Origin of the sequence: Desulfobacter hydrogenophilus (genome assembly GCF_004319545.1) — a bacterium.
GTDB lineage: Bacteria > Desulfobacterota > Desulfobacteria > Desulfobacterales > Desulfobacteraceae > Desulfobacter > Desulfobacter hydrogenophilus.
The window spans coordinates 4,252,707-4,277,648 of sequence record NZ_CP036313.1 but is presented as its reverse complement, the minus strand read 5'-3'; the positions used below and the strand labels follow the sequence as shown (position 1 = coordinate 4,277,648).

24 protein-coding genes are annotated in these 24,942 nt (G+C 44.9%); 13 read left to right on the top strand and 11 right to left on the bottom strand.

Going from position 1 to position 24,942, the window contains the following annotated elements; translation table 11 throughout:
- Positions 1–33: 33 nt before the first annotated feature.
- The 3 genes from EYB58_RS19015 to EYB58_RS19005 are packed head-to-tail and all read right to left on the bottom strand — an operon-like array spanning position 34 to position 2,692.
- On the bottom strand, positions 34–1,485 hold the full coding sequence (locus tag EYB58_RS19015; protein WP_242637437.1) for a DNA topoisomerase I: 1,452 nt from the start codon (positions 1,483–1,485) through the stop codon (positions 34–36).
- 12 nt (positions 1,486–1,497) lie between these two features.
- The gene (locus tag EYB58_RS19010) at positions 1,498–1,911 is read right to left on the bottom strand and encodes a hypothetical protein (RefSeq protein WP_111957718.1); all 414 of its coding nucleotides are present in this window, start codon (positions 1,909–1,911) and stop codon (positions 1,498–1,500) included.
- 10 nt (positions 1,912–1,921) lie between these two features.
- Positions 1,922–2,692 (bottom strand): ParA family protein, encoded by a 771-nt coding sequence (locus EYB58_RS19005; protein ID WP_111957716.1) that lies wholly within the window; start codon positions 2,690–2,692, stop codon positions 1,922–1,924.
- A 540-nt stretch (positions 2,693–3,232) separates the two neighbouring features.
- Between EYB58_RS19005 and EYB58_RS19000 the strand changes: the two genes are divergently transcribed.
- From EYB58_RS19000 to EYB58_RS18980, 5 genes are all read left to right on the top strand, one after another.
- A complete protein-coding gene (locus tag EYB58_RS19000) occupies positions 3,233–5,593 on the top strand; it encodes an SUMF1/EgtB/PvdO family nonheme iron enzyme (RefSeq protein ID WP_242637436.1) in 2,361 nt (786 codons plus the stop codon).
- A gap of 22 nt (positions 5,594–5,615) precedes the next feature.
- Positions 5,616–6,503, top strand: a complete 888-nt coding sequence (xerD, locus tag EYB58_RS18995) for a site-specific tyrosine recombinase XerD (protein WP_111960430.1) — start codon at positions 5,616–5,618, stop codon at positions 6,501–6,503.
- Positions 6,504–6,577: 74 nt separating this feature from the next.
- Positions 6,578–10,054 (top strand): transcription-repair coupling factor, encoded by a 3,477-nt coding sequence (mfd, locus tag EYB58_RS18990; RefSeq protein WP_111960428.1) that lies wholly within the window; start codon positions 6,578–6,580, stop codon positions 10,052–10,054.
- A gap of 233 nt (positions 10,055–10,287) precedes the next feature.
- Complete coding sequence (locus EYB58_RS18985) at positions 10,288–12,042, top strand: aldehyde ferredoxin oxidoreductase family protein (protein ID WP_111960426.1); 1,755 nt, start codon at positions 10,288–10,290, stop codon at positions 12,040–12,042.
- 90 nt (positions 12,043–12,132) lie between these two features.
- Positions 12,133–12,375 carry an ORF6N domain-containing protein gene (locus tag EYB58_RS18980; RefSeq protein ID WP_111960424.1) on the top strand — a complete coding sequence of 81 codons (243 nt, stop codon included), beginning with the start codon at positions 12,133–12,135 and terminating at the stop codon, positions 12,373–12,375.
- Positions 12,376–12,489: 114 nt separating this feature from the next.
- Here the strand turns inward: EYB58_RS18980 and EYB58_RS18975 are convergent, their stop codons facing one another.
- A complete protein-coding gene (locus EYB58_RS18975; protein WP_111960422.1) occupies positions 12,490–13,209 on the bottom strand; it encodes a glutamine amidotransferase in 720 nt (239 codons plus the stop codon).
- A gap of 438 nt (positions 13,210–13,647) precedes the next feature.
- Here EYB58_RS18975 and EYB58_RS18970 point away from each other — a divergent pair, with 438 nt between their 5' ends.
- The gene (locus tag EYB58_RS18970) at positions 13,648–14,163 is read left to right on the top strand and encodes a PocR ligand-binding domain-containing protein (RefSeq protein ID WP_163354394.1); all 516 of its coding nucleotides are present in this window, start codon (positions 13,648–13,650) and stop codon (positions 14,161–14,163) included.
- A gap of 89 nt (positions 14,164–14,252) precedes the next feature.
- Positions 14,253–14,411 (top strand): hypothetical protein, encoded by a 159-nt coding sequence (locus tag EYB58_RS23355; RefSeq protein WP_163354392.1) that lies wholly within the window; start codon positions 14,253–14,255, stop codon positions 14,409–14,411.
- A 96-nt stretch (positions 14,412–14,507) separates the two neighbouring features.
- On the opposite strand, the gene EYB58_RS18965 is transcribed toward EYB58_RS23355, so the two are convergent.
- Positions 14,508–15,854, bottom strand: coding sequence for a CDP-archaeol synthase (locus EYB58_RS18965; RefSeq protein WP_111960418.1), 1,347 nt, complete (start codon positions 15,852–15,854; stop codon positions 14,508–14,510).
- A 724-nt stretch (positions 15,855–16,578) separates the two neighbouring features.
- On the opposite strand from EYB58_RS18965, the gene EYB58_RS18960 reads away from it, so the two are divergent.
- Together EYB58_RS18960 and EYB58_RS23630 are read left to right on the top strand one after the other, a co-directional pair.
- Positions 16,579–16,887: a hypothetical protein gene (locus EYB58_RS18960; RefSeq protein WP_111960416.1), complete on the top strand. Its 309-nt coding sequence runs from the start codon at positions 16,579–16,581 to the stop codon at positions 16,885–16,887.
- 34 nt (positions 16,888–16,921) lie between these two features.
- Positions 16,922–17,263 (top strand): DUF6515 family protein, encoded by a 342-nt coding sequence (locus tag EYB58_RS23630; protein WP_207309090.1) that lies wholly within the window; start codon positions 16,922–16,924, stop codon positions 17,261–17,263.
- Positions 17,264–17,529: 266 nt separating this feature from the next.
- Here EYB58_RS23630 and EYB58_RS18950 read toward each other — a convergent pair whose 3' ends face one another.
- From EYB58_RS18950 to EYB58_RS18930, 5 genes are all read right to left on the bottom strand, one after another.
- Positions 17,530–18,192 carry an AAA family ATPase gene (locus tag EYB58_RS18950; RefSeq protein WP_131071983.1) on the bottom strand — a complete coding sequence of 221 codons (663 nt, stop codon included), beginning with the start codon at positions 18,190–18,192 and terminating at the stop codon, positions 17,530–17,532.
- Positions 18,189–19,856: an integrase gene (locus tag EYB58_RS18945; RefSeq protein ID WP_111953193.1), complete on the bottom strand. Its 1,668-nt coding sequence runs from the start codon at positions 19,854–19,856 to the stop codon at positions 18,189–18,191. Before EYB58_RS18945 ends, EYB58_RS18950 begins: the two co-directional genes overlap by 4 nt.
- Positions 19,849–20,406 (bottom strand): DNA methylase, encoded by a 558-nt coding sequence (locus tag EYB58_RS18940; RefSeq protein ID WP_111953191.1) that lies wholly within the window; start codon positions 20,404–20,406, stop codon positions 19,849–19,851. The genes EYB58_RS18945 and EYB58_RS18940 overlap by 8 nt, the downstream gene beginning before the upstream one ends.
- Before the next feature lie 2 nt (positions 20,407–20,408).
- Positions 20,409–20,765, bottom strand: a complete 357-nt coding sequence (locus EYB58_RS18935; protein ID WP_111953189.1) for a CHC2 zinc finger domain-containing protein — start codon at positions 20,763–20,765, stop codon at positions 20,409–20,411.
- A 254-nt stretch (positions 20,766–21,019) separates the two neighbouring features.
- The gene (locus EYB58_RS18930; RefSeq protein WP_111953187.1) at positions 21,020–21,397 is read right to left on the bottom strand and encodes a hypothetical protein; all 378 of its coding nucleotides are present in this window, start codon (positions 21,395–21,397) and stop codon (positions 21,020–21,022) included.
- A gap of 183 nt (positions 21,398–21,580) precedes the next feature.
- Between EYB58_RS18930 and EYB58_RS18925 the strand changes: the two genes are divergently transcribed.
- A complete protein-coding gene (locus EYB58_RS18925) occupies positions 21,581–21,889 on the top strand; it encodes an SH3 domain-containing protein (protein ID WP_242637435.1) in 309 nt (102 codons plus the stop codon).
- A 222-nt stretch (positions 21,890–22,111) separates the two neighbouring features.
- Here EYB58_RS18925 and EYB58_RS18920 read toward each other — a convergent pair whose 3' ends face one another.
- The gene (locus tag EYB58_RS18920; protein ID WP_111953185.1) at positions 22,112–22,819 is read right to left on the bottom strand and encodes a Bax inhibitor-1/YccA family protein; all 708 of its coding nucleotides are present in this window, start codon (positions 22,817–22,819) and stop codon (positions 22,112–22,114) included.
- 410 nt (positions 22,820–23,229) lie between these two features.
- Here EYB58_RS18920 and EYB58_RS18915 point away from each other — a divergent pair, with 410 nt between their 5' ends.
- From EYB58_RS18915 to EYB58_RS18905, 3 genes are read left to right on the top strand one after another with little or no spacing between them, the layout of a single operon-like run.
- On the top strand, positions 23,230–24,411 hold the full coding sequence (locus EYB58_RS18915; protein WP_242637434.1) for a helix-turn-helix domain-containing protein: 1,182 nt from the start codon (positions 23,230–23,232) through the stop codon (positions 24,409–24,411).
- A complete protein-coding gene (locus tag EYB58_RS24525; RefSeq protein WP_020586435.1) occupies positions 24,395–24,607 on the top strand; it encodes a TraK family protein in 213 nt (70 codons plus the stop codon). The genes EYB58_RS18915 and EYB58_RS24525 overlap by 17 nt, the downstream gene beginning before the upstream one ends.
- A complete protein-coding gene (locus tag EYB58_RS18905) occupies positions 24,604–24,942 on the top strand; it encodes a TraK family protein (RefSeq protein WP_111953181.1) in 339 nt (112 codons plus the stop codon). The genes EYB58_RS24525 and EYB58_RS18905 overlap by 4 nt, the downstream gene beginning before the upstream one ends.

Genomic DNA, 24,942 nt, shown 5'->3' with positions numbered 1-24,942 from the left:
CCGAAAAGAATTTTTTATATATATAGGAAATGTTCATCGCCGTCGTTTGACGCGTCTGACCAGCTTTTTCTTTTTTGGGGGAGTCTGTGCAGTTGCGGCCATGTGCTGAACGGGTGCAAGCAGGTTGTTTTGGGAATAGGTACATGAAGCCCTGGGACATTTAAGTCCCGGGGTGCCTGCAGGGGTTACATATTCGATTAAATAGGGGTTTTTGCACAATGGACATTCAAAATGATAGGGTTTATCCCAGGATACGAATCGGCAATCCTTCTGGGTGCAGGAGTAAAAAATTTTTCCTTTGTCCGTGGTCTTTTCTTCAATCCTGCCGTCACGGCACAAAGGGCATGGCATGGCCAGGGTCTGCTCAAAGTCGGCGATTCTGGATTCAATATCATCTTCGGCTCTTGCCTTTTTTACTTGTTTTTCTGCGAGTTCTTTGGCTTCGTCTTCCTTTTTCGCCTCTTCTTCTTCTCTGCGCTTAATTTCTTCTTCAAGGGCTAAAAGCCTGGATTCCTTTTCAGCTATTTCCTGTTCCCTTGCCGCAAGGGCTTCGGCTTTTTCTTGGGCTTCCAAGGCTTTGGTCCTGGCTTCTTCAGCAACTATTTCCTTTTCTTCAATAACTTTAAGTTTTTCTGCAAGTGTCTGTGCAGCGGCCTCGGCTTCTTTTATTCTATTCTCTTTTTCCGCTAACTTGCTTGCCAGTTCTGCGGCTTTCAGAGATGCCTCTTCAGCGTCCCTGGCTTTTTGTTTTTCAGCTTCAATTTCTTCAGGGCTCGGCTCTTTGTCAAAAAGATTTTTAATTTTGACCTTTTCCTGATAGCCGTCAGTCCGCTGTTTTCTGAATTTCATCAGCAGGGATAATTTGTTGAGCTTTTCCCTCTTCAACCGGGCTGAAATTTGTTTTGACTGTACCGTGACGGACTTGTTAACTCCTTTGACCATTTCGGTTACCCGTTCCTGTGCGCGGTCTTTTGTCACCGAAACGCCACGAGTTTTTAGCGTTGTTTCAAAGCTTCGTTTTGCAAGGTCAAGACTTTTTCGGCCGGAATTGACTTCGTCATTTATTTGAAGGATAAAAGCAATCAGATTAAGGCCCTGCATGCCCGGAAACATGGAGTCTAAAAAACCGACCATCATAAATGCAGGCATTTCTGCTTTAAACTCACCATTAGAAAGTGTTGTTATGTAGCCGGAACCCAGGACGGTGGAAATGGCATGGTCAAGGTAATCGTCTTGATCAAGTCCGATATCCACAAGTTCCGACGTAAAGCTTTTGCGGGTGAAACGTTCCGGAGGAGAGTCTGGATACTCTTTGATTTCACGTTCCCGATCTACGCTGATGACGAGACATGAGATGGTGGCAAGGTTGAAAGACATCAGCGCCATATTGGAATCTATATCAATGAACGCGGTGATCTCCTTGGCTAGAATTTCATCCAACTGCTTCCTGACAGACTCTCGCTTGGTGGTGCTGCCCTCCGGCATATCCATACTCCCTTATGCTTTATTATTAATTTCAGAGATCAAATCAGCAATCTCAACAGCCATCGCCTCTACTTTGTTTTTACCCGGTTCGTCACTAAGCGTTTGAGTTGTTGACGAATTTTGGACTTCCACATCTTCGTTGTTTTTAAGCACCTCTTCTTCCCGGGTAGTTGACATAGATAAGCATTCACCACCACGGTTAAAAATTACCGAAAGGGGAACCTTGATTTGAAAGTCAAATTTGTATGCGATTTCGTTGTTGTAAACGATAAGATTTCCGTCCTTGTATTCAATGTCATCCTGAACCGCAAAATTATGTTTGTCAAGTAGCATCTGCTCGATGACATCCCAGTCAAGTTCAGCATTTATAGTGTCAATAAACTCTTTTTCACTGTCCTGAATGGATTCGGGATTGGTCAATTTCAATGGGGTCTCCTCATTTTAAATTGAATGCACAGATGATCTCTCTGGCGATCCCAAGGTACGCCTGGGACGCCTGCGCTTTAATGTCGTACAAAGACAGCGGACTAAGGGAGGCCTGTTTTTTGTTAAGTATTTCATCGTCAGGGATCATGGTTTTGTATATCAGAGGACGAATCTGTTCCAACACTTCGGGAACCGAACAATTTTCCATCTGTTTTTCACTATTGCATCTGTTGAACAGTATGCCTGCAACGCCTAAGGGTATATTGTGGGATCGGCGTATGTACCGGACAATTCGCATCAGTGAATAAAAATCACTCACCCAGTCGTTATTCGGGGTGACCACTGCCGCAAGCCAGTCGGCTGCCGTCAAAGCGGCGAGGCTCAGATATCCGCAAGATGAAGGTGCATCAAGAATAATTATGTCGTAGTCATGCCTAATTTCATCAATAACAAGACGAAGAAGCTTTTCGTTGTCTATTCGTCTGGTCAGTTTAAGGGATATGGAAAAAAGATCGAAGCCCGCAGGCAGGATATATAGTCCGTCAATATCAGTGCCGGATACGGCTTCAGGAACGCTTATTTTTCCGGCCAGCACCTGTGCAAGGTCATGATCATTCCCATTTGAATCAATTTTACGCCATTGGGATACACATGCCTGGGGGTCACAGTCAACCAGCAGTACTTTTTTTCCATAAAGTGCCACAGAAGCCGATAGGTTAAGGGCTGTTACACTTTTGCCAGTACCGCCTTTCAGCCCTGAAATAGTCAATACATTTCTCATTTTTTTTATCTCTTTAGCATGTTCATAAAAAATTTATCAACGCCGGATGTTTTAGTATCAGGGCTTTCATCTGCAGTCAGCAAATGAATTCTTTTTTATTTTTGCCTTAAGATCAAGATTTTTGTACAATTGAAATATATCATATTGTATATCATAATATCTCCCCATTCGCTTATTTTGAAATCAGAAAAGCCAATTTATAATCATGGGGAGTCATTATTTGCCTAAAAAAAAAGACAATCCTGAATAATTTTAGTTTTTAATTCTTATATGGTTTGTTTTTGCATATAAAAATTATGATTTTGCATTCCAAATATGACATAATTTTTCTGAGCAAGAGTATTATAACACAATATATTGTGTGTAAAAATTAACAAAACACTAAAAAAAATAAGCGAATGGGGAGTAATATCTGTACTAAAAGCACGTTAAAACATGTATTTAGGCAAAAATATTTATATCATCTGAGGTTCCGGATGTCTTTAATCTAATATAGAATTAAAGGTTTTCAAGACCGCTCAAAAAGGAACATTTTAAGTTTTGGCCAATGTATCCATAACTCTGTTCGGCATTACCGAGGCATCAAAAAATCTTAACTACCGCCCCGGATCCGTCAAGGATAAGGCTATTCGAGCCATATCTGCCTATTATGTTTCCGAAGATAGTATTCAGAACCTTTCGTCCATTGACGGGGACAGTATTATCCGTCAGATCTGGGACGTCGGGGATGATCCTGGCAAAATAAAATCCAAAAGAAGAAATTTTTCCAGTCTTAAATCTTCCATCAATGCCGATTTGAAAAAACTGTCCACAAACGGCCTCAACCCTGAGGACATCACGCTGACCGAGTCAAATGTTTTTGATATGACACAGGATGCGAAAAACAACCTTCTACAATCCTTCAGGGATGCCGTCAAACCCGATGGATTTGATCTTACCAACGCTGCTGATATGCTTCACGCCGTGGCTGAATTTCTGGATAAAATCCAGCCTCCCGATGCCGACAATGAGTCAACGGATATCATAGAAGAGATTAAAAAGGTGTTGAACCGGTTTGGTGGCGGAATTTTGGATGACCACGAAGGAGTCGGCGGTGATGGTGATGGTACCCTTGAAGATGATGTTGAAATAGAAGAAATCGAGGATGACGAACTCGAAGAGGTTGAAGAGATCGATGAAGACCTTGAAGAGGTGGACGAAGACCTCCTTAATGCGCAGATTGAAGAGATAGAAGATGATGTTGAAATAGAAGAAATCGAGGATGACGAACTCGAAGAGATCGATCTTGGCGAAGATGAAGACCTTGAAGAGGTGGACGAAGACCTCCTTAATGCGCAGATTGAAGAGATAGAAGATGATGTTGAAATAGAAGAAATCGAGGATGACGAACTCGAAGAGGTTGAAGAGATCGATGAAGACCAACAACTCGAAGAGATCGATCTTGGCGAAGATGAAGACCTTGAAGAGGTGGACGAAGACCTCCTTAATGCGCAGATTGAAGAGATAGAAGATGATGTTGAAATAGAAGATATCGAGGATGACGAACTCGAAGAGGTTGAAGAGATCGATGAAGACCAACAAATCGAAGAGATCGATCTTGGCGAAGATGAAGACCTTGAAGAGGTGGACGAAGACCTCCTTAATGCGCAGATTGAAGAGATAGAAGATGATGTTGAAATAGAAGATATCGAGGATGACGAACTCGAAGAGGTTGAAGAGATTGATGAAGACCAACAAATCGAAGAGATCGACCTTGACGAAGATGAAGACCTTGAAGAGGTGGACGAAGACCTCCTTGATGCGCAGATTGAAGAGATTGATGATGTTGTTGAGATAGAAGATATCGAGGATGACGAACTCGAAGAGATAGATGAAGATCTTGAAGCGTTGGAAGAGATTGATGAGGACACGGAAATAGAAGATGTTGAGCTCGATGAGGATGAAGTACTTGAAGAAATAGAAGACATTGAGCTTGATGAGGATCAGGAAATAAAAGAAGTTGATTTAGATGAGGATGAGGACTTAGAAGAGCTTGACGAGCTTGATGAAGAAGAACTCGAAGCCCTTGAGGAATTTAGAAATGCCCGGGAGCTTGCCGAACAGTTTGACGACTTTCTGGGAGAGCGTGAAAAAAAATTCAATGCTTATATCACGATCCCCGCAGGTACATATACCGTTGGCACGGAAAAATCCTTGAAATCCAGTCTGGCCCTACAGCCCTTTGACATGCCCAAGGTATATATGGGCAAATATCCGGTGACAAATGCTTTGTTTGAAATTTTTATTGAACAGACCGGATATGTCACCACCGCCGAAAGAAAAAAGGTTGGAACGGTTTACCATTCCCGGTTTAAAAAACAAGGGGAAAAAGTGGTCTGGAGTAAACAAGCCGGATCTTCCATTGTTAAAGGGGCCTGCTGGTACCAGCCGATAGGACCGGGTTCCACCCTTTACGGCAAAAGAAACCATCCTGTGGTTCAAATCAGTGTGGATGATGCCTTTGCCTATGCCTCCTGGATCGGACGGCGTCTGCCCACGGAAGCCGAATGGGAGGCTGCTGCCCGCACGGATATGGCTTTAAAATACCCCTGGGGCAATCAGTTTGATCCAGGCGTATTGAATATTGAATCTTCAGGCCTTGCAGACACAAGTTCTGTGGACAACTATGACCATGCTGCCAATGTTTTTGGTATGGCTGATATGCTGGGCAATGTCATGGAGTGGACAGCCGACACCCAGCCGCCCCCCTTTGCCACCCGTAAAGCCAAGTCGTTCAGTGTAGCCAAAGGCGGGGCCTGGAATGCCAAGGACTCGGTCTCTATCAGTTCCCGGGGGCTGTTCCCATCAGATACGACTGCCAATATTATCGGATTTCGATGTATTTCCGAGCTTTTTCAGTAAAACACTGTTAAGGGATGAAATCATGCATGAACTGGTAGACACATATATGGATCATCTGACCATAGAAAAAGGCCTTTCTGCTAACAGCATTACAGCCTATGGAACAGATTTAGCCTCATATATCAATTATCTGTCTGACAACGGGATTGAAACTCTTGATAATGCCGACACCACGGCCATTCTTGGATGGCTGGTTTATCTGACCCGTCAGGGGCTGTCAGCTAAATCCAGGGCCAGGCACCTGATCTCCATCAGGGGATTTTATAAATACCTGACAGCAGAGAAATTGATATCCGTCAATCCCCTAAAAGATATTGATATTCCCAAAACCGGCCGGCATTTGCCGGGTGTCATCTCCGTCAATGAGGTGGAAGCGCTTTTAAACGCCTGTGATATCACAACACCCAAAGGGCAAAGAAATCTTGCCATGATGGAAATCATGTACGGGGCCGGACTCCGGGTCTCAGAGCTTGTATTTTTAAAGGTGGTTGACGTAAATCTGGATGCAGGTCTTGTCAGGGTCATGGGCAAAGGCGCCAAAGAGAGAATTGTACCCATTGGTTCAAAGGCCAAAGATGTGGTAAGAATTTGGCTGGATCAGGGGCGTCCCACGACATTAAAGCAGTTATCCAGTGATTTTTTGTTTATTGCGAGGGCAGGCAAGCCCATGACCCGTCAATCATTCTGGAAAATTATAAAAAAATACGCCCTTGTGGCCGGTATTGTCCGGCCTGTCTCCCCCCATACCCTGCGCCACTCCTTTGCCACCCACCTGATCGAGGGTGGGGCGGACCTGCGGTCGGTCCAGACCATGCTCGGTCATTCCGATATTTCAAGCACCCAGATTTACACCCATATCTCACGCGATTACCTGATTAAAATGCATCATGAATTTCATCCTAGAAAATAAAGCTTAGCACTTGCATACTTGATACCTGGATGATAGATTCTCAGCTTTGTTTTAAAAATCCCCAGGGGCTTTAAATGATTTATGCCATTTTAAATTCGTTGAAAAAAAATAAGCATACCATGCTTGCCATGGGTGACGACTATGCTCCGAAAGCGTGGACGATTGCCCAAATGTTTTCCCGCTTGAACCAGCCTTTGGTCGTTGTCTTGCCCGATGCAAAAAAAGCGGCAGCCTTTATTTCGGATCTTCAATTTTTTATGCCGACCGACCGGCAGCGCATCATTTTTTTCCCCGGCAGCCATTATCCGGGTGCCAAGAATATTTCCTTTCATAAAGAGACATCTGCCTCAAGACTTGCGGCCCTGTTCAGCATTAGTGAGACCATCCGGGACAGGTTTCTTCTGGTGACGTATGTTGATCCGCTTTTATCTTTCCTGATGCCCAAAGACGTCATGACAGACAGTTTTGAACTGGTTATGGCAAATGAAGAGATTGACAGGGATCGGTTGCTGGAAAATCTTGAAGCAAGCGGGTATACCAGATCCACCCTTGTTGAGGACCCTGGTGAGTATGCAGTCAGGGGTGGTATTATTGACATATTTTCCCCGGGGCTCAAACAGCCGGTCCGCCTGGAATTTTTTGGGGATCTTGTGGAATCCATACGCCATTTTTCGCCCTATACCCAGCGCGGCACAAAGGAACTTGCTGAAACCATTATTGTTCCGGCCACGGAAGCTGTGATCACAAAACAAAGTTTGCCCCATGTCCAGGCCCGTCTGCGAAAGGCAGGCGCCCAGGCCGGACTTACCGCGGACAGAATCCGGGATTACGTCAACCAGATCCGGGACAAAGGGCGGTTTGACGGCATCGAGTCCATGTTGCCCATTGTGTATGATTCCCTGGCCACCTTGTTCGACTATTTACCGGAAAACACCTTTTTCATACTGGATGATGCCGATGTGCTGCCTCAAAAGGCAGAGGAGTTCCATGACGGGTTAAAGCATCATTTTAGTACCCTGGCTGATGAAAAACGATTAAGCCTGCCCCCGGAATCCATTTGCCGGAACTGGCAGACCGTCGAAGAAAAAATATTTGCATCTAAAACCCTTTGTTTTAAAACGCTCATGCTGGAACGGGACAAAGGTACGGCTAATGTTCTTTCCCTGAAGTGTTCAGACAACCGGGCGCTGTCGGAATCCTTGCGCAACAGAACAAAAGACGCCACACCGTTAACCCCTTTGGTGGAATGGATTGGGCAACAGCAGCAGGATGTTCAATACATTTTGTTTGTGCTCAGCCAGGATGCCCAGGCAAAGCGGTTGAATGCACTTCTTGCGCCCTACGGCATCGAGCCGCAATTTTGCCGCAATTTCAGTGGTCTTTCCGATATGAAGCCCGGCTTATATTTTACCGTGGGCGCTTTAAGCGCAGGCTTTATCCCGGACCTGGAAAATCTTAGTATTGTGACCGAAGGTGAGATTTTCGGCAAAAAACGAATCCGGCGCAGGGTGTCGGCAAAACGGGATTTAAAGGCGGAGTTCATTGCTCCCGAAGAGCTTAAAAACGGCGATTTTGTGGTTCATTTAGAGCATGGGGTAGGGCGGTATGATGGTTTGTTCAGCCTTACGGTATCCGGCATCACCCAGGATTTTATTCTGGTGGTCTACCAGGATGATGATAAGCTCTACGTCCCCGTGGACAGGATGGAGGTCATCGGCAAGTATATCGGAGTGGACGGCTACACCCCCGTGCTGGATAAAATAGGATCCAAATCCTGGACAAATTCCAAGGCCAAGGCCAAGGCCGAAGTTGAAAAAATGGCAGCAGGCCTGCTTGATCTGTATGCCCGGCGCAAAGTGGCCAAAGGATTTTCATTCAGCCGTCCGGATAACTACTACAATGATTTTGAAGCAGGCTTCCCCTATGAAGAGACAAGGGATCAACTGCGTGCCATAGACGATGTCCACCTGGATATGGAAAAGGATCAACCCATGGACCGGCTGGTCTGCGGGGATGTGGGCTATGGAAAAACCGAAGTGGCCATCCGAGCCGCGTTCAAGGCGGTGAACGACGGCACACAGGTGGCGTTGGTGGTGCCTACCACCATCCTGGCCGAGCAGCACCTGAATACGTTCCGGGAGCGTTTCAATGATTATCCGGTCACCACCGAGTGTCTGTCCCGTTTCCGTAACAGAAAAGAACAGACCGATATCTTAAAAAGAACCGCCGCAGGTAAAGTGGATATTGTCATCGGTACCCACAGGCTATTGCAAAAGGATGTGATCTTTAAGTCCCTGGGGCTTTTGATTATTGACGAAGAGCAGCGGTTCGGGGTCAAGCACAAGGAAAAATTAAAAGAAAAACGGGCTGCGGTGGATGTCCTGGCACTGTCTGCCACACCCATTCCAAGAACCCTGCACATGTCTTTGACTGGTATGCGCGATATTTCCGTGATTACCACCCCGCCCGCAGACCGCCGGCCCATTATTTCATACATCACCAACTACGAAGATGCAGTAGTCCGGGAAGCGGTTACCAAAGAGCTGGATAGAAAGGGCCAGGTCTTTTTTGTTCACAACAACATAAAAACCATATTCAAAACAGCCGAAAATATACAAAAAATGATTCCCGATGCAAAGGTCGGTGTGGCCCATGGCAGATTGTCCGAAACCGAACTTGAAAAGGTGATGGAACAGTTCATTCACCAGCAGATCAATGTGCTGGTCTGCACCACCATTATTGAATCGGGGCTGGACATCCCCAGTGCCAACACCATGATTATAGACAACGCAGAGCGTTTCGGCCTGTCCCAGATCTACCAGCTGCGCGGCCGTATCGGACGGGGGGACGACCAGGCTTACGCATATCTGTTTATTTCAGATGAGTCCCGGCTTACCAAAGATGCCAGAAAGCGGCTGGCAGCCCTTATGGAACACCGGGACCTTGGGTCCGGATTTCAGATTGCCATGAAAGACCTTCAGATTCGCGGGGCAGGGACGGCCTTAGGCGCCTCCCAGTCTGGTCACATTGCAGCCGTGGGTTATGATATGTTTCTTAAACTTTTGGACCATGCCGTTAAAGATATGAAGGGTGAGCATGTCACCGACCCGCTGGAACCTGAAATCAACGCATCCATGTCTTCGGGGTTTCCAGATGATTACATCGAATCTGTGGAGCAGCGTTTGACCATTTACCGAAGACTGTCACGACTGACCCGGGTATCAGACATCGCCGACATGAAAAAAGAGTTGGTGGACCGGTATGGTAAGCTGCCCAAATCGGCTGAAAACATGCTGCTTAAAATCATGCTCAGGATTTTTGCCATCAAGGCCGGGGTCAAACGTCTGGATGTTACCCCGGATGTATTGGTCCTGGAGTTCTCCCCCGACCATATGACCCGCACCCTGACTGACATTGAAACCATCTTGAAAAAGACAGTGGATGCAAAGTTTGTCAAAAAAACAAGTGTCCGCATCCAGCTTGGGCGCAAACGCAGTAATATTTCACGGGCGTTGCTTGATACAAAGCAGATTTTGTCATCTATTTTTTAATCCTTGGATTGATTAAGTCAAAGTCCTATGGAGCGTGAATGGCAAGGTTATTTGCCCCGCTGATCAAGGCCGTCATATAAAAAACAACTTATCGCGGTTAATTTCCAAAAATCTCGATTTGTCGGACCTTTAAAAAATCAATTTATTCTTGCTTTTCGTTGTCAGGGATGGTTAATCTCCTTCGCATAACCGTCAATAAGAGATAGGCATTTCGAGAAAAAAAGGAGGTGGAAGTGAAAGGTTTCTTTAATCAGATTCTTTACGTGGATCTGTCTAATCAGAAAGCAGAAATCAATACCGTGGATCAGACGGTGTACGAAAAATTTTTGGGGGGCAAGGGGCTTGCCACCTGGCTGCTGACGGAACTGAACCCACCGGGTATTGATCCCCTTTCGCCGGAAAACCGTCTGATCTTTGCCACGGGCGCCGTTACCGGCACCGCCACCTGGGGCAGTTCCAGGTACGGGGTCTTTACCAAATCCCCTTTGACCGGTCTCTATGCCGAGTCCTATTCCGGAGGTAAGGTCCCTGAAGCCATTGCCGCCACAGGCTTTGACGCCATTGTTATTCACGGCAGGTCAGACGGTTTGACCCTGATGGAAATCACTCCGGAAGGGGCCTTTTTCCACGACGCCTGCCACCTTGCCGGTAAAGACACCTTTGAAACCGAGTCCGTCGTTAAATCCGAATTCAGCGACAAGTACCCCAAGGGCTGGAAAACCGGACTCAGCGTGATCGGCCCGGCAGCCGAGGCCGGGGTTAAATTTTCCATCATTAAAAACGATGGATGGCGGTGTGCGGGACGGGCCGGAACCGGCACAGTCATGGGTGCAAAGAAACTGAAAGCCATTGTTTTTTCCGGAAACAAAAAACGGGAAGTTTTTGATAAAAAAGGGCTGACCCGACTTGCGAAGGCCATGGCTGCCGAGGCCAAAGATAATCCCGTGGCCCAGGCCTATAAGTCCATGGGTACCTCCCAGATGGTAAAGGTCATGAACAATGCTGGTGCTTTTCCCACCCGCTACTGGACCAAAGGATACGCCCCTCATTGGGAAAAAATATCGGCAGAGGCTCTGCACAGCCAATGCGATGTCACCCCCCATGCCTGCGCCAAATGCTATCTGTCCTGCGGCCGGATGACAAAGGTCACCCAGGGGGAACACAAGGGACTGGTGCTGGAAGGGCCGGAGTATGAGACCCTATACACCTTTGGCGGCCTGTGCATGGTAGAGGAGGTGGAGCAGATCGTCCGGCTCAACCATGTTTGCGACAGTCTGGGGATTGACACCATCACTGCCGGCAATTTGGCAGCCTTTGCCATGATGGCCCACGAACAGGGAAAATCCGACTATGCCATCCAATTCGGTGACGCCCGGGCTATCGAAGAACTGCTTGTTAAAATTGCGACCAATGCAGCGGGCATCGGCCGGACCCTGGCCCAGGGCATTCGCCATGCTGCGAAAGTCTTTGGTATGGAGGATCAGGCTGTGCATGTTAAGGGCATGGAACCGGCGGGCTACGATCCCAGGGTACTCAAGGGTATGGGCCTGGCCTATGCCGCCTCAGATCGGGGAGCCTGCCATCTGCGGGCAACCTTTTATAAACCTGAATTGGCCGGCATGATAGATCCCAGACAGATGGAGGGCAAAGCAAAACTCTTTATTGATTTTGAAGACAGACTCACCCTGTTTGACACCTTGATCCTGTGCAAGTTTTACCGAGACCTTTACCCCTGGGAACTGCTTGGAGAAATGATCACAGCAGCCACAGGCATGGACGGATCAAAGGAGAACCTGTCCGGCATCGCCCTGAACGTGGCAGCCAAAGCCCGGGAATTCAACCTGCGAGAAGGCATGACCCCGAGCGATGAGACCCTGGCACCTGCTTTTTACACGCCGCTTAAAGACTCCGGGGCCGCTATAACCAAAAATGAGATGGATTTTATGCTCAGTGACTACCAAAAAATTCGGAACTGGAATTGTGAATGATCCTAAAAACCAACATAAAAACAAGACGCCAAAACGCGACAAGAGCCAAATTTTAATATCACAGCCTGTAACATTAAGATAGGAGACAAAGTGACTGAAATAGAACTTGTTGCCACTGAACAAATTACAGAAAAAATTTATATTATCCGGGGCACTAAAGTTATGTTAGACAGGGATCTTGCATCCCTTTATAAAGTTGAAACAAAATATTTAAAACAGTCCGTCCGAAAAAATATAAACCGTTTCCCCGAAATGCGCAACATGATCGCTGAGAATGAAGAATTACGCAAAATCGTGGAGGAATTAAAGCAGCAGACAGATGACCGGTTTTGAAATGGTGTTTTTCTTTATTCTGGCTAAGCTGATCGCCGAAGATAACTTTGGGGGCTTGGAAGCAGGGGAAGTAACTCTTCATTTTTAGGGGCAAGGGTAATTGTAAAGCGCCCCTTATACCATGGTTGAGAGTATGTGGCCGAATCGCTCAAGAATAGCGGCGGCATAAGGGGTTTTTTCCAGCTGGGCGCTGAGTTGATTCAAACTCTGACCGCTTTTTCTGATATCATCGGCTAAATGAAAAAGATAACATTTTGCAATGGCATCATCAGCTTCGGGGTGAAACTGCACCCCCCATGTCCGGGGAGCAAATCTTACAGCCTGGTAGGGTTCAAAGCTGTTTTTTACCAGTATAACAGCCTTTCCGGGCAGTTCCCGTATGCTTTGGGAATGGAAGACATGAGCCTTAAATCGATCCGGCATGCCCCGGAACAGCATATCTTTTTGTCCAGTCTCAAGCAATTGGATCTCTTTGGTTCCGACTTCCAGGCTGACTGGGTGAAAATCCACCACGCCACCCAGAGCTTTTGCTATAATTTGATGACCGAAACAGATCCCGAGCAAAGGGGTCTGAGCTGCGACCATTCGGCGGATCCAACTTTCCAATTCTGCACAATAGTGCGGATTATCAGTGACATTGTCATGGGAACCGGTAATAACGGCCCCAGCCAAGCTGTCCGGTTGCGGCAACGGATGGTGCAATGTTACATCAATGATCTCAATGGCAGGAGTAGCAGAACCGAGCCCATTTGCTATCCAGGTTTCAAAATCGCCGTGATTGTTTTTAATATCAGAAAATGTGTTTCCTGTCTTAATGATGGCAACAGGTTTCATGATTGATCTCCTAAATTATATTCTTTTTATTTCATCACAGGTATGTAGCCTGCTTGTTTCTCCATTTAAAAATCAAAAAGTTAGCAATTTAAAATGAAAAGTCAACTTTGGATTTTCTGATCGTGGCTCAATGTCACTTCATATCAAGGGATCTTGTTCCCATTAAAACCCGGGCATAAATGCGACAGTAAAGGTGCGATTTTGCGAATCATTCTTGAGCTATTAACTAAATGATATACTAAATTTAAATTGTCGAATATAGGCTGAAATACCTTTAAGCGCTTTATCTTTAACCCTTTCTGGCGCAATGGTACTTGAATTTTTAGGGGATAGGATAGTCTTGGTCTATATTTTGCTGATACCTATTTTGGGTTTTTATATAATCGCACCACTAATTAAAATTGATTCTCTATGAAAAAAACAAGGAGTAAGTATAATATGCAGTTAACCGATCTTATGCCCGTTGAAAAATGGATTGAACTTGAATTGGAATTGGCGGATGAATTTCATTTTCAAAGCTCTGTTTTTAACACCGAGGGGGTGCGGATCACTGATAACGCCAATTGGTCCAACTCCCTGTGCCCGGTGATCAAATCCACTGAAAAAGGACAGAGTTTTATCTGTGCTGTTGCCCATATGAATATGTCCAACCAGGCCCGCACTACAAAAGAGGCAGTGATAGAGGAGTGTGATGCCGGATTGCTCAAGCTGGTTGTTCCAATTTTTTTTAAAGAGGAATACCTGGGTGTTATTGGCGGATGCGGTCTTCTTGCAGAGGATGGCGAGGTGGACGAATTTGCCATCAATAAAATTACCGAGATTGATGAAGAAAAGATACGGGAACTATCAGCAGATGCCCAGACCATTACCAATGAAGCCCTTCAAGATGCATGTGATTTAATCCGGAGTCGTTTAGAAGAGAATATGTACGATTATACCGATTGCCAAAAATAACTTGATTTCGTGTCAAAACAACGTTTGTGTAAATATTGGTGCCATGCCTGGGATATCGGCCACTTTGACCACTTGGATAAATTCGCTTCATGGTCCCGTCTGAGGTAACCTTTGAAAGCACCGGTTTTTCAAAGCCGGAAAAGGCTGCCCATTACTGTCCCGGCGTCACTGCCGTCCCCACCTTTATTCTTCTCAATGTTTTGGGGAAGCTATTCAACTGTATCAGCAATTGGGATTCCCTGGTATGAAGTCAAAAAAATTGTATCCTTAACGGCAGGCGGAATATCCCGGAAATACTTCAGCAACGGAATTTGAGATAAGACGCATTGATGGGTTAAATTTCTCTATTCACTCGATTGAATAGGCTGCTTTGTCCCTCTTTTTAGACGGATCAGGACCACCTCTCCCCGGCAGCCGAACCGGACCGGAAGGCCCGAAGTACCTAATCCTGAACTGGTATACCCCATCATGGAACCAAACTGCCATTGGCCATAGATCATTTTTCGGGGCACTCTGGCATGAGTGATCACCGGTCCGATTCCGGGGATCTGTACTTGGCCGGCATGAGTGTGGCCGCAAAGGTAGAGATTGGGCCTGAAGCCTGCCGCAGCCTTAAAAATCGCCGGGGTATGGGCAGCCAGGATGGAAAAGCCATTTTCCGGAATGCCAATAAATGCGTCTTCAAGGTCATGACCCTCAAAATAATACGGGTCATCCACCCCTGCAATCCAGATTCGGTCCCCTGACCTCTCAATGGCAGCATTGTCATTAATCAAGAACCTGACCCCTATTTCCCGCAGCGGGCTGACCATTTCCAGGCAGTCATGATTGCCCAGGACCGCAAAAATTCCGTCTTTGGGACAGATATTGGCAAGCAGATTTTTGATGTTCTCCATAGCTATAGAATAGGAACCCCATGATTCGGTCCGGTAATCCCCGCCAAGGATGCAGAGATCCGGGCTCAATCTATACACAACCTCCCTGGCCTTTTCAGTAATACCCTCCATACAATCCAGGTGAAGGTCCGATATGAACAAGATCGTATACTGATCGAAGGCCGGAGGAAGGTTGGGGAAAACAAATTCCAATTCCCTGCAATGGATATCCAAGGCGTTCTGCTTTCCTTTTGCATAAAGCCCCAGGCCTTTGAACACCGTTTTCATGAAAGCGTTGTAATACAGGCTCCGCTCTATGTTGATGATGGGATGAAAAGGATACCCGATGGTCTGACAACCACGCCATTCCCGGAAGCGGGTCCTGGACCTCAGTCGTCGAGTATATCCTGCAAATGGCTCTGCTCTCAGAATCTGGTTCAGGAACTTGGCACCAGCATGGGCCGTGGCAACAAAAATCAGAAGAAGGTATATCCCACCGGCCAGGGACACCTGGGCAAGGGGGACCAGGACGACCAAGGGCAATGCCCCTTCCAGGAATTGGTCCATGACAGGGAATTCCTGACCCTCGGTTTTTCCCAGGCGGCGTTTAATAAAGCTGTTCAAAAGATCCCCGGCCATGCTAAGCATCCCGATCGACACCCCAGCCCATAGTGGCAGGTTTAGGATGAGGGCGCCAGCACCGCCAGCCAAAATCCCCCCAACCACCCCCCGGATGGTTTTGTGGTTGCCCAGAAGAGGCTGACCATCACTGAACTGCATGCCCCTGTCAACCGGGGTATCCCATTTTTCCTCCATTAAATAGGCCAGGAGGACCGGTATCAGGTTGATTCCCCAAAGGAGAATTAAAAATTTAAGATTGGCAATCAGTTTATGCCCCCCCCCTGAAAAGTATATTTGGACTACTCAAATCTGTTATGTATGAAATTCACTTTTTTGTTTCGGGATTTCGCTGAACGTATCCATTCAGCTTTTTCAGAATTCTTCCCATACACTACACAGATTGGGACGGATTACTGAGCAAGGTCAATAACCTTAACCGCTGCAATGGATTTAATTGTAGAATATCCTGACTACCGATTGGATAGCAAGGGCGAATTCAATCTCCTGAATTTTAATTTTCACAGGGCTTTATTTTGATCTGTTATTGGGGGATAAAATTTGGCAAGTCAAGCCCAAGGGTGAGGCGAGGGCTACTCGTCTGATAAACGTCTTTTATCAAAAAGAGTAAATGCTCTATTTTATCTCACAATTTTCTCCACCTCTCCTCTCAATATATAGCTATTATTTAATCCATATCCGGGGCAGCATTTTTGTGTGAATCCCGGAATTACATTAAAGACCGCAGATTAAATAACTTGAACGAAATAGCTTGCCTTTTGGCCCATCTACTTCGTTGCATCAAAGGTCCAAGAGGACTGCTATTCAACCTTTAATGCGCCTTATAGATGAACCCAAATTCGGCGTTATTTCTGCCCAATTTATTTAATCTGCGGTCCTAACCATAAAGGAGAACAAAACAATGACAATTCATATCTGCAAACCAGCAACCATAACGCTTGCCCTGACAGGGGTTCTGATCGCATTTAACCTGAATACAAGCCTGGCATATGCCCGGAGTAATAACGGCAGACCCCAGGGCGGACCGCCCCAGGAAGCATTTACTGCCTGTGAAGGAAAGTCCGAAGGCGATACTGCATCCTTTAAAGCTTCCAATGGAGAGACAATTACGGGAACATGCAAACAGGACAGAAATGGCGACAGACTTCTGCTCATTCCGGATAATGCACCCCAGGGAGGGCAGGGCGGAGGCCCCCAGAGAAACAATTAAGCATATCTGATGGAATATAAAGAAAGGTATTAATATGGCTGATTTAAAAAAAAATAAAATCATTTTTGGTTCTCTGGCGGCTTTCGGTGTCCTGGCGGCTGAAACAGTCTGTTTTGCCGGTCATCCAATGCCGCACCCAGGGTTTTTCCATGGGCCCAATCCGCTGTTTGACCTTATTATTATCGGCACCCAGCACTTGTTTATGAGAGATGGTATGTTTTATCGTAAAGATCCGGCCGGGTATGTTCTTGTTGAAGCACCTGAAGGCGCAGTTGTTTCGTCGCTTCCGACCGGATATGGTATCAGGGTGGTCCAGGGTGTAAAGTATTACTATTTTAAGGGAATTTATTATGCCCGGGTGATGAGATTCAAATAATGTAACGGTATTATGGATTTAAGATTCTAACAAAAATGTCAAATTTGTTTTTGATTTAAACTTGTTGTAGCGAAACACCAATAAAAGCAGAGTTACAAAATAATGTAACGGCGTAAGAAAAATTCAATAATGATCTGTGGTTTGGCGTTTTTCAAAAATGAATCAAACAGAAATCGGCGTCAAAACATATGAGGATAAAATACAGGCAGGCCAACCTCGGATTATACCAAGGATGGCCTGTTAATGCAGATAAGTTGTGGTAAGGATTATTGAGGAGGGAGATCTGATATAAATTCCAGGGCAAGATTAATATCAACAAATTGGTGGTTTAACTCCTTTGCCCTGTCCCGGCAGTCTGTACAGATTTCTTTAAATTTGCGCATATCGCCCTTAACGGACATATAAATCTGTTCAACGGCTTCCTGCTGGATATCTTTGTATTTTTCAATGAAGTCCTCGACCTCTATGGGATACAAAATCAGGGTTTTCAACCGGCTGAGTATATCAGGATGGTTCCGGCTCAAATAAGTTCTCACATTCGGAAGTCCTGCAAATACGATGGGAACCCCGGCATCAATAATCCGTTTAAGATATGGCCAAACCCGGGTGTCCAAGTCATTGGCCTCATCTATAATGATAAAACAATTGGAGAGATTACAGATCATTTTCAGGTACTGGGGAGTTCGGCGGTAGGTGGCGGTGGCCTCATAATTTAATTCCTTAAGTATCGCGGCCAGGGTTTCATGTATGTTGAACAGAGACTCAACCCATACAGCATGGAGCTTTTTGGGATGCAGCAATTTTAAAAACCGAGTTTTTCCTGCACCAAAATCACCCTCCATGAGCACGCTTTGGCCTCTGTAGATCCGGTTATAAGTGGCAGCCAAGTATGAGACCCTTCGTTTATCACTGATAAAATCCTCTTTCATGTTATGTCTCCATGGGATGCATAAATGGCTACATGGTTCGTATTTAACGATTTTTGGCAATCAAGCATAAATGCATTGAACAGGGCCTGATTTTTACGGTCATCCGGCTGGTTTATCTTTTTTGTGTAATCCGCGTACCTTGATTGATTATGATCAAGCACTTGTTCCGCCCGGGCCAGGGTGAGGCCCTTATGAAAAACGTCGACTAAAACAGGCCGGTCAACGGCCATATTGTGCTTTTCTAAAAGAGCGATAATGGTGTCAAGTTCATCAGGCGGCACAGGCGAAGGTTCTGGTGCCGGCGGTCTGTCAAACGGCTTTTTTGCAATGGCTTCGCCCAACAGTATACCGTCTTCACCCTGCTCAAAAATAAAAAGCTTGTCCTTGTATTTGGATATTTTCACCGGTGTGCTTTTATGTTTGCTGAACTTATCTGCACCACGGGTCACATAATAATCGCGCTTGTCATGGCGGATGGTCCTGGTTTTGGATACGGTGGCTTTGATTTTCCTGTAGCCGTATTTCATATATTCCTGAACCTGGTCCGGGGTAAAATTCAGGGTATCTGCCTGGTTTGATAAAAAATCATCAAATTTCTGTGCCGGCACCCAGGCACTGACCACCCCGTCTTCGGTAAAATAATGTTGTGTATGATTATGTTCGTTACGATATTCGCTGAGCATAGTGCTGCTCCTTAGTTCCTGAAGGCTTATATCAAGAAGGGTTACAGTAATTTTTTCCTTTCTTCCCCGCTTGAAGTCATATTCGGTAACGGTTTTCACAATCCTGTCCTCAAAGGCTTTGATAATACGTATTTCAAAATTGTGCAGGCTCCGGTGTGAAGATTCTAGATGTGCCTTATCTTTGGGTGAATACGCCTTTGAAAAATCCGGTGCCAAATAGAAGCCTTGCGGTGTAGAATGCTTCAGGTTAATGGCATTGATGGGGCGTTTTAGATTTAAAAATCCTTTTGCCTGGTCAGGTCTGATACCAATTTTTTGCAAAGGCAAAGGGGTACTCAACAAAAAACGGGTAAAAAGATCCACAGAGTTCAGGCTGCTTTCGGTAAAATAAAAGTCCAGAATAAACATTTTCCTGGAAGCGGTATCAAATATTTCAATTACCTGTGGTTTTTGCCAGTTACCGTGTTCATCTCTGATCCTTAAATATTGAAATTTACAGCCGTCAACCTGGATCAAAGCAAATACCGGCACCGACTTGAAGGCATGCATTACCGGGACCTGATCCTGCTTATCCTCTTTTTCCAGGTAAAATTTGAGATTTTCCCTTTTGACACATCGCCGAAGTGCCGGAAGACTGATGGTTCTGCCCAGCTCTTGTTCAAGCCAGTGATGATAATTTTTAATGGTTCTGGCTTTCCGGGTGATAAAAATGAATCCCTGGGATGAGGGGTCGCATGACGCCTTGACCATCTCAATAAACCGTCTTTTGGTTTGCTCATCTATTGCTCTGGGCCGTCCGCTGCACTTACGGCCTTCCATAATTCCTTTTTCAACCAGTAAAAGGGGCGCCGGGATAATTCCGGTTTTCTTGTACTGGTCCTTGTAATATTTTTTGGACCGTCTCTTGGTAGATCCGGTTTTATTCATGATTTTTTTGTGCAGCAGTAAATGAAAGCGGTCATCAATAGTCAGGTCATCCATTATCTGCCCCCTTTGATACAATCTTTTCGTATATGACCCGATGCCACAACAATGCTGCCTGGCGGGAGGTCTTCTGCCAATGATCATGCTGAGCCACACGGACCTGTTCAAGCATTGCCTTTACAACAGCCATGTATTCATGGGTAATTCGATCTGTCAGATCCGGTTTACTTACCGGAGCCGTTTTCTGGTCCTCAATAAATTTTTTGATATTTCGTGCGGTCAGTTCCATGCCACTGTTTATAATCGCCCTCCAGATACGGCGTTGTTCTATGGAATCCATTTGAGTAAGGGGGCGGATCTGGGATTCGTTGGCCGGCAGTTTGTCTCCAATTGGAGACAGGTTGTAAATTACTTCATAGGCTCGAATCAGCCGGTAAGCATGGGCTTTGCCCATATCCCACCGTGCCCTGGTATATGCCTCAAATGACTCAAACAGAGCCTGCTTGTACAAACGATTCTCACGAATTTCTTTCAAGGCTTGGCCGATTTTGTAAAAACATTCTTGATTTCGACCAATCAGGGTTTCAAGCTCAAGCAGCCGTTCCATACTCACTGCCCTCCCGGCATAGGCCTGCCGACCATAGCGGCAAGGGCCGTCAATTTTGCGGCCTGAACCTGGGGTACAGTATTTATTTGTTTCAAAAACAAGACACTATCCCTAAATCCATAGCCCTTGATTTTCATGACAAGGTCAATGGTATTAAAATTTTTTTCGCATCTGAAGCACCTGGCCAGGTTCGTGGCTGGATTTACAGCGGTTTGAAATTCATTGCACAAAGGGCATAGAAAACGAAAATAACCATCTCTAATCTTGGATAGAATCTGTAAATGGTCCCTGATCAACACATCTACAGGGATATTGTTTCTCAGTTCAAATAATTGCCGGGATGAAAATCTGTTTTTCACAAGACACCTCCTTATTTTTAAAATTTCAGGTGCTTTTTTATATCACCGGTTAGAGTCGCCTGTCAGTTGCCTCTTAAACTGAGATAGAGATTATTCTGTTGATATCTACTTGTATTATCAGTTGGTTATCCTCATGATGTCTCTTAGAATCAAAACTCGATTAGTCTGTTAATATCCCTTTATATTACAATGAGTTATTCCAATCATGTATCTTAAAATCTATACTCGATTAGTCGTTTATGCCAGAGGGTCTTTTATGGGAATCCCTGTATTTTTTCATTGTTATGGCTGATAACCTGGGTAACCAGATATTGAATGATAATTGCCGGCTTGATCCCGTATTCTGCTATAATGACTTCCATTGGCAAAACAGGTTTTGTCTGTTTTTGATATGAAAGCGAAGGAAGGTTCCCAGATGTTTGTTGCTCCTCAGCTTCTTCAAGTTTTTTTGCCAGATAATTGTTTTTGCAAACAGCTTTGTTTTTCCTGTTCCACTTTTCACATTGCCTTCGATGAAGCTCTTTTTGGCAAGCCGAACGACATGTTTTCTGCCGCCCTTTTTGTCTTACATCAGGGGTGAACCATTTCCGGCAAATAGAGCAAGGTCGTCTTCCACGTGAATTCTTTGCCATTATTTCTTCTCCAAAATTTGAATCAGGGAGATTATATGTACCAAATTTTGAAAGAAGCAGCGGCGAGGTCTATCGGCGGGATAGGCGGGGTATGATTTTTTATTTGATTGGCGGGATATAGCGGCGGGATATCTGCCCGTTACATTATTTCGTCATGAAACTGCGGGGTACGCGTTACACTTTTTGAATCTTACCACCCGGGTGCCTGATGGATATATGGTGGTCGCACCACCAACATTAATCGCAGCGCAGCAAAATAATGAACTCAGAACAGTCACCTGTAAAGGTGAGGTTGCCGTAGCAGCGGACACGCTCAACGTAAGATCTGGCCCGGGCATGGCATTTAAAGTGACCAACCTTGCTTACAAAGGGGAAAACTTAAAGATATATCAGGAATCGGATGGCTGGATTTATGTTGAACTGCCGTCGGGTAAGCTTGGCTGGGTTGACAAAAAATTCACCCGGAATATAGATCAATCACCTGTCGGATAAGACTCCTCCTTGTAGTCTTTGCATTTTTTCCAGCACCTGGTTCTGAGTTCTGAAGGCTTGGTAACCGGCCTTCATTGCAGGGTAGGGCAGGGCGCTATCAGGCAGTGCCGGCGAAGGAACTCACTCCGCTTATTTGATCTGCGGTCCTAAAAATAAAAACCCCGGAACAAAAAATTTTGTTCCGGGGTTTTTATTAAAGAAATGAAGCTGTTAATTTGTACGTTAATCCCTTGCTACACCAAGCAGACTGAGCAGATGAACGAATAATCCCATAAAATCAAGGTAAAGACTTAAGGCTCCAAGGATAGCACCTTTGCGGACCATGGCACCCGTTGCATCCATGGGAAGGGTAACTGCCATGGATTTTAGTTTCTGGGTATCATAGGCGGTAAGACCTGTGAACAGCAAAACCGCAATCATGGAGATAATGGTTTGCATAACTGAGCTTTGAAGGAAGATATTTACAACCATAGCAATAATTATACCGATCAAACCCATCATCAAAAACTGGCCCATACCGGTGAGATCTTTTTTTGTTACCATACCGTAAACACTTGCGGCACCAAAGGTCGCAGCGCAGATAAAAAAGGTGGACGCAATGGATGCCTGGGTATAAATCATAAAGATCGGGGCCAGGCAGAGACCGTAAAGAACGGTAAGTCCCACATAAAGACCTGTGGCCGTGCTTGCCTGCATTTTTTGAATCCGTGCACTGAGAAATCCGCACATAACAATAAGACCGATGAATAATACCCAGGGCATGATGGGGTTGCCGTAAACGGTCTGCATCACGGCAGGACTTTCAGAGACAAAATATGATGTCACACCGGTGGCAGCAAGACCGATGGCCATCCAGTTGTATGTGCTTCTGATAAACGAATTAACCCGGGTCATTACCCCGGTCTGTTGATAGGAAAGATTTGTGTTCATTGCAGCTCCTTTTGATTTCAGGTTAGTTAGGCTATAATGATATTATTCCACAATAATATAACACGGGCAGGGCAGATTTCAATATTACATTTTGATTATACAAAACAGTTGGAGATAAAGTCCGATAGAATAAAAGTTTACATAATATATATTATCAGACCTTAGAGGTGGGAGAAGAAAGGCGGAAAAGAAAGGGTTATTGTTAACCTTAAAATAAATTAGCGGAGGAACAATCTTAAGCTAATAAGCCGCCCAAAAAAAGAAAATCCTTAATGGCGCCTACCATTAAGGATCTCCCAGAAGCCTTGGGCTTCTTAATATGAATTACATATTAAGAAGTTAACTCAACGAATAGAGTTTGTCAAGCTTGCAGGTGTAGTATTTTCTTTTTTTCGGCTCGAAAGGAAAATATGAATTACACTTTGATATCGCATGGTTATGCGAATGATCTGGATTTATGGTTCCCGAAAATAACAATAAATGGGGGCAAAATGCCAGCAGGTGTACAAAATACATTTAGAGCTATGATTAGATGTGCGGTTGGTAAGGACCATACTTTTGTGAACATGGGCACATTAGCCAACCGGACAAATGTATGCTATCGGACCATTGAAAGACATATCAAGACCCTCAAAGAAGCCAAGTTGATCACCGCTGTCAAAGAGGAAATTAACGGCTGGACAGAGACCGTGTATTATTTTCTTGCTCATCCTGGAATCGTTAAATTCAGAGAATTACGGGCTGGCAAAGCAAAACCTCAGCTATCAAAGCCTGTTGAAACACCCAAACGGTGTCAGACGGAAACGGCTCCGGAAATTGAGCCTCAAATTGAACAAAAAACACCAAAAAATAGCTACCTGGAGATTGATCAGGAGTGTCATGCTGCCGATCGACAAAATGTCGGCAATTTGTCGGATCATACCGTAGATAGATTATATATAAATACTCCCCCCCTACCCCACTATTCAGAATCAGTTCAAGACCGCCAGGAGCCTGCAACCTGGGCAAAAATCAGAGAGAGTATTATTTCTAAAGACCAATTGAATTTAGCGGCCAAGTATCTTCCCTGCCTGGTGGCTGAAATCGAGAACGGCAGTGTAATCCTGTCAGGGCCAAACAAAATAGCATTACAAAGAATCGAAAAACATTACGGTCAAACGATCAAAGAAAATTTTTCTTTTTTTGGCGTTAAAACCATTGTCTTTAATGTCTATTCGGAAGAACTCCAAAGAAAAAAAGATGAAGAACAAAAGCAGCAAGATCAATTACAGCTTCAGCTGCAGAAGATACAACAGCAAAGGATTCTGGCTGAAAAGCAACTACAGGAAGCGGAATTAAATAGTTTACCTCTCAAAAAACAATTCGATGTGGTTTTAAATCAATACCCCCGGCAAACCGGGCAATGGCAAGCCTGGATGAATTTTAAAAAACTTGTTCGGGCCGGAGAACTGCCAAAAACATCAAAACTTTTACAAATCATTTTAAAAAACAAGATGTCCCATGACTGGCAGCGAGATAATGGCCGCTGGATACCGGGACTATCAAAGTTTTTGAAAGAAAGAAGATGGTTAGATTATGGAGAATGGACCTAAGCCCTCATGTAAAAGTCAGTACCTTGCTATTCATGATGAAACGCAAACGCTCCTTAAGCAGGGTTATACAATCAAAGCTGTGTATGATTATTTCTTCAAAAAGGGTGTGATTCATATGTCATATAATTCCTGGACTAAAATATTAAAAAATTACCATAAACCCTTCCCTTTCACACAGAAGAAAGATGAATTATGAAACCTTCATGTAAAAGTCAATATCTGGCTATCCATGACGAAGTAAGTACTTTGTTTTCAAAGGGTTACTCAAAAAAGACCATATACGATCATTTTATCGAAAAAGATAAAATTCATATGTCTTATGTCGCTTGGGCAAAAATTATGGAAAACCACGATCAAAGGTTTCCCTTCGGTCAAAAGAAGATCAAAAAAGAAAAAAATATAAATCAAAATTCAAGCAAAACACGAGGTAAATTCAGCCATTCAAACGATCCTTACCCGCCAGAAACTGACTCTGTTGTGGAAGAAAAAGATAATGAACAACCGTTTACTCTCATTAAAAAAAGAGAATAA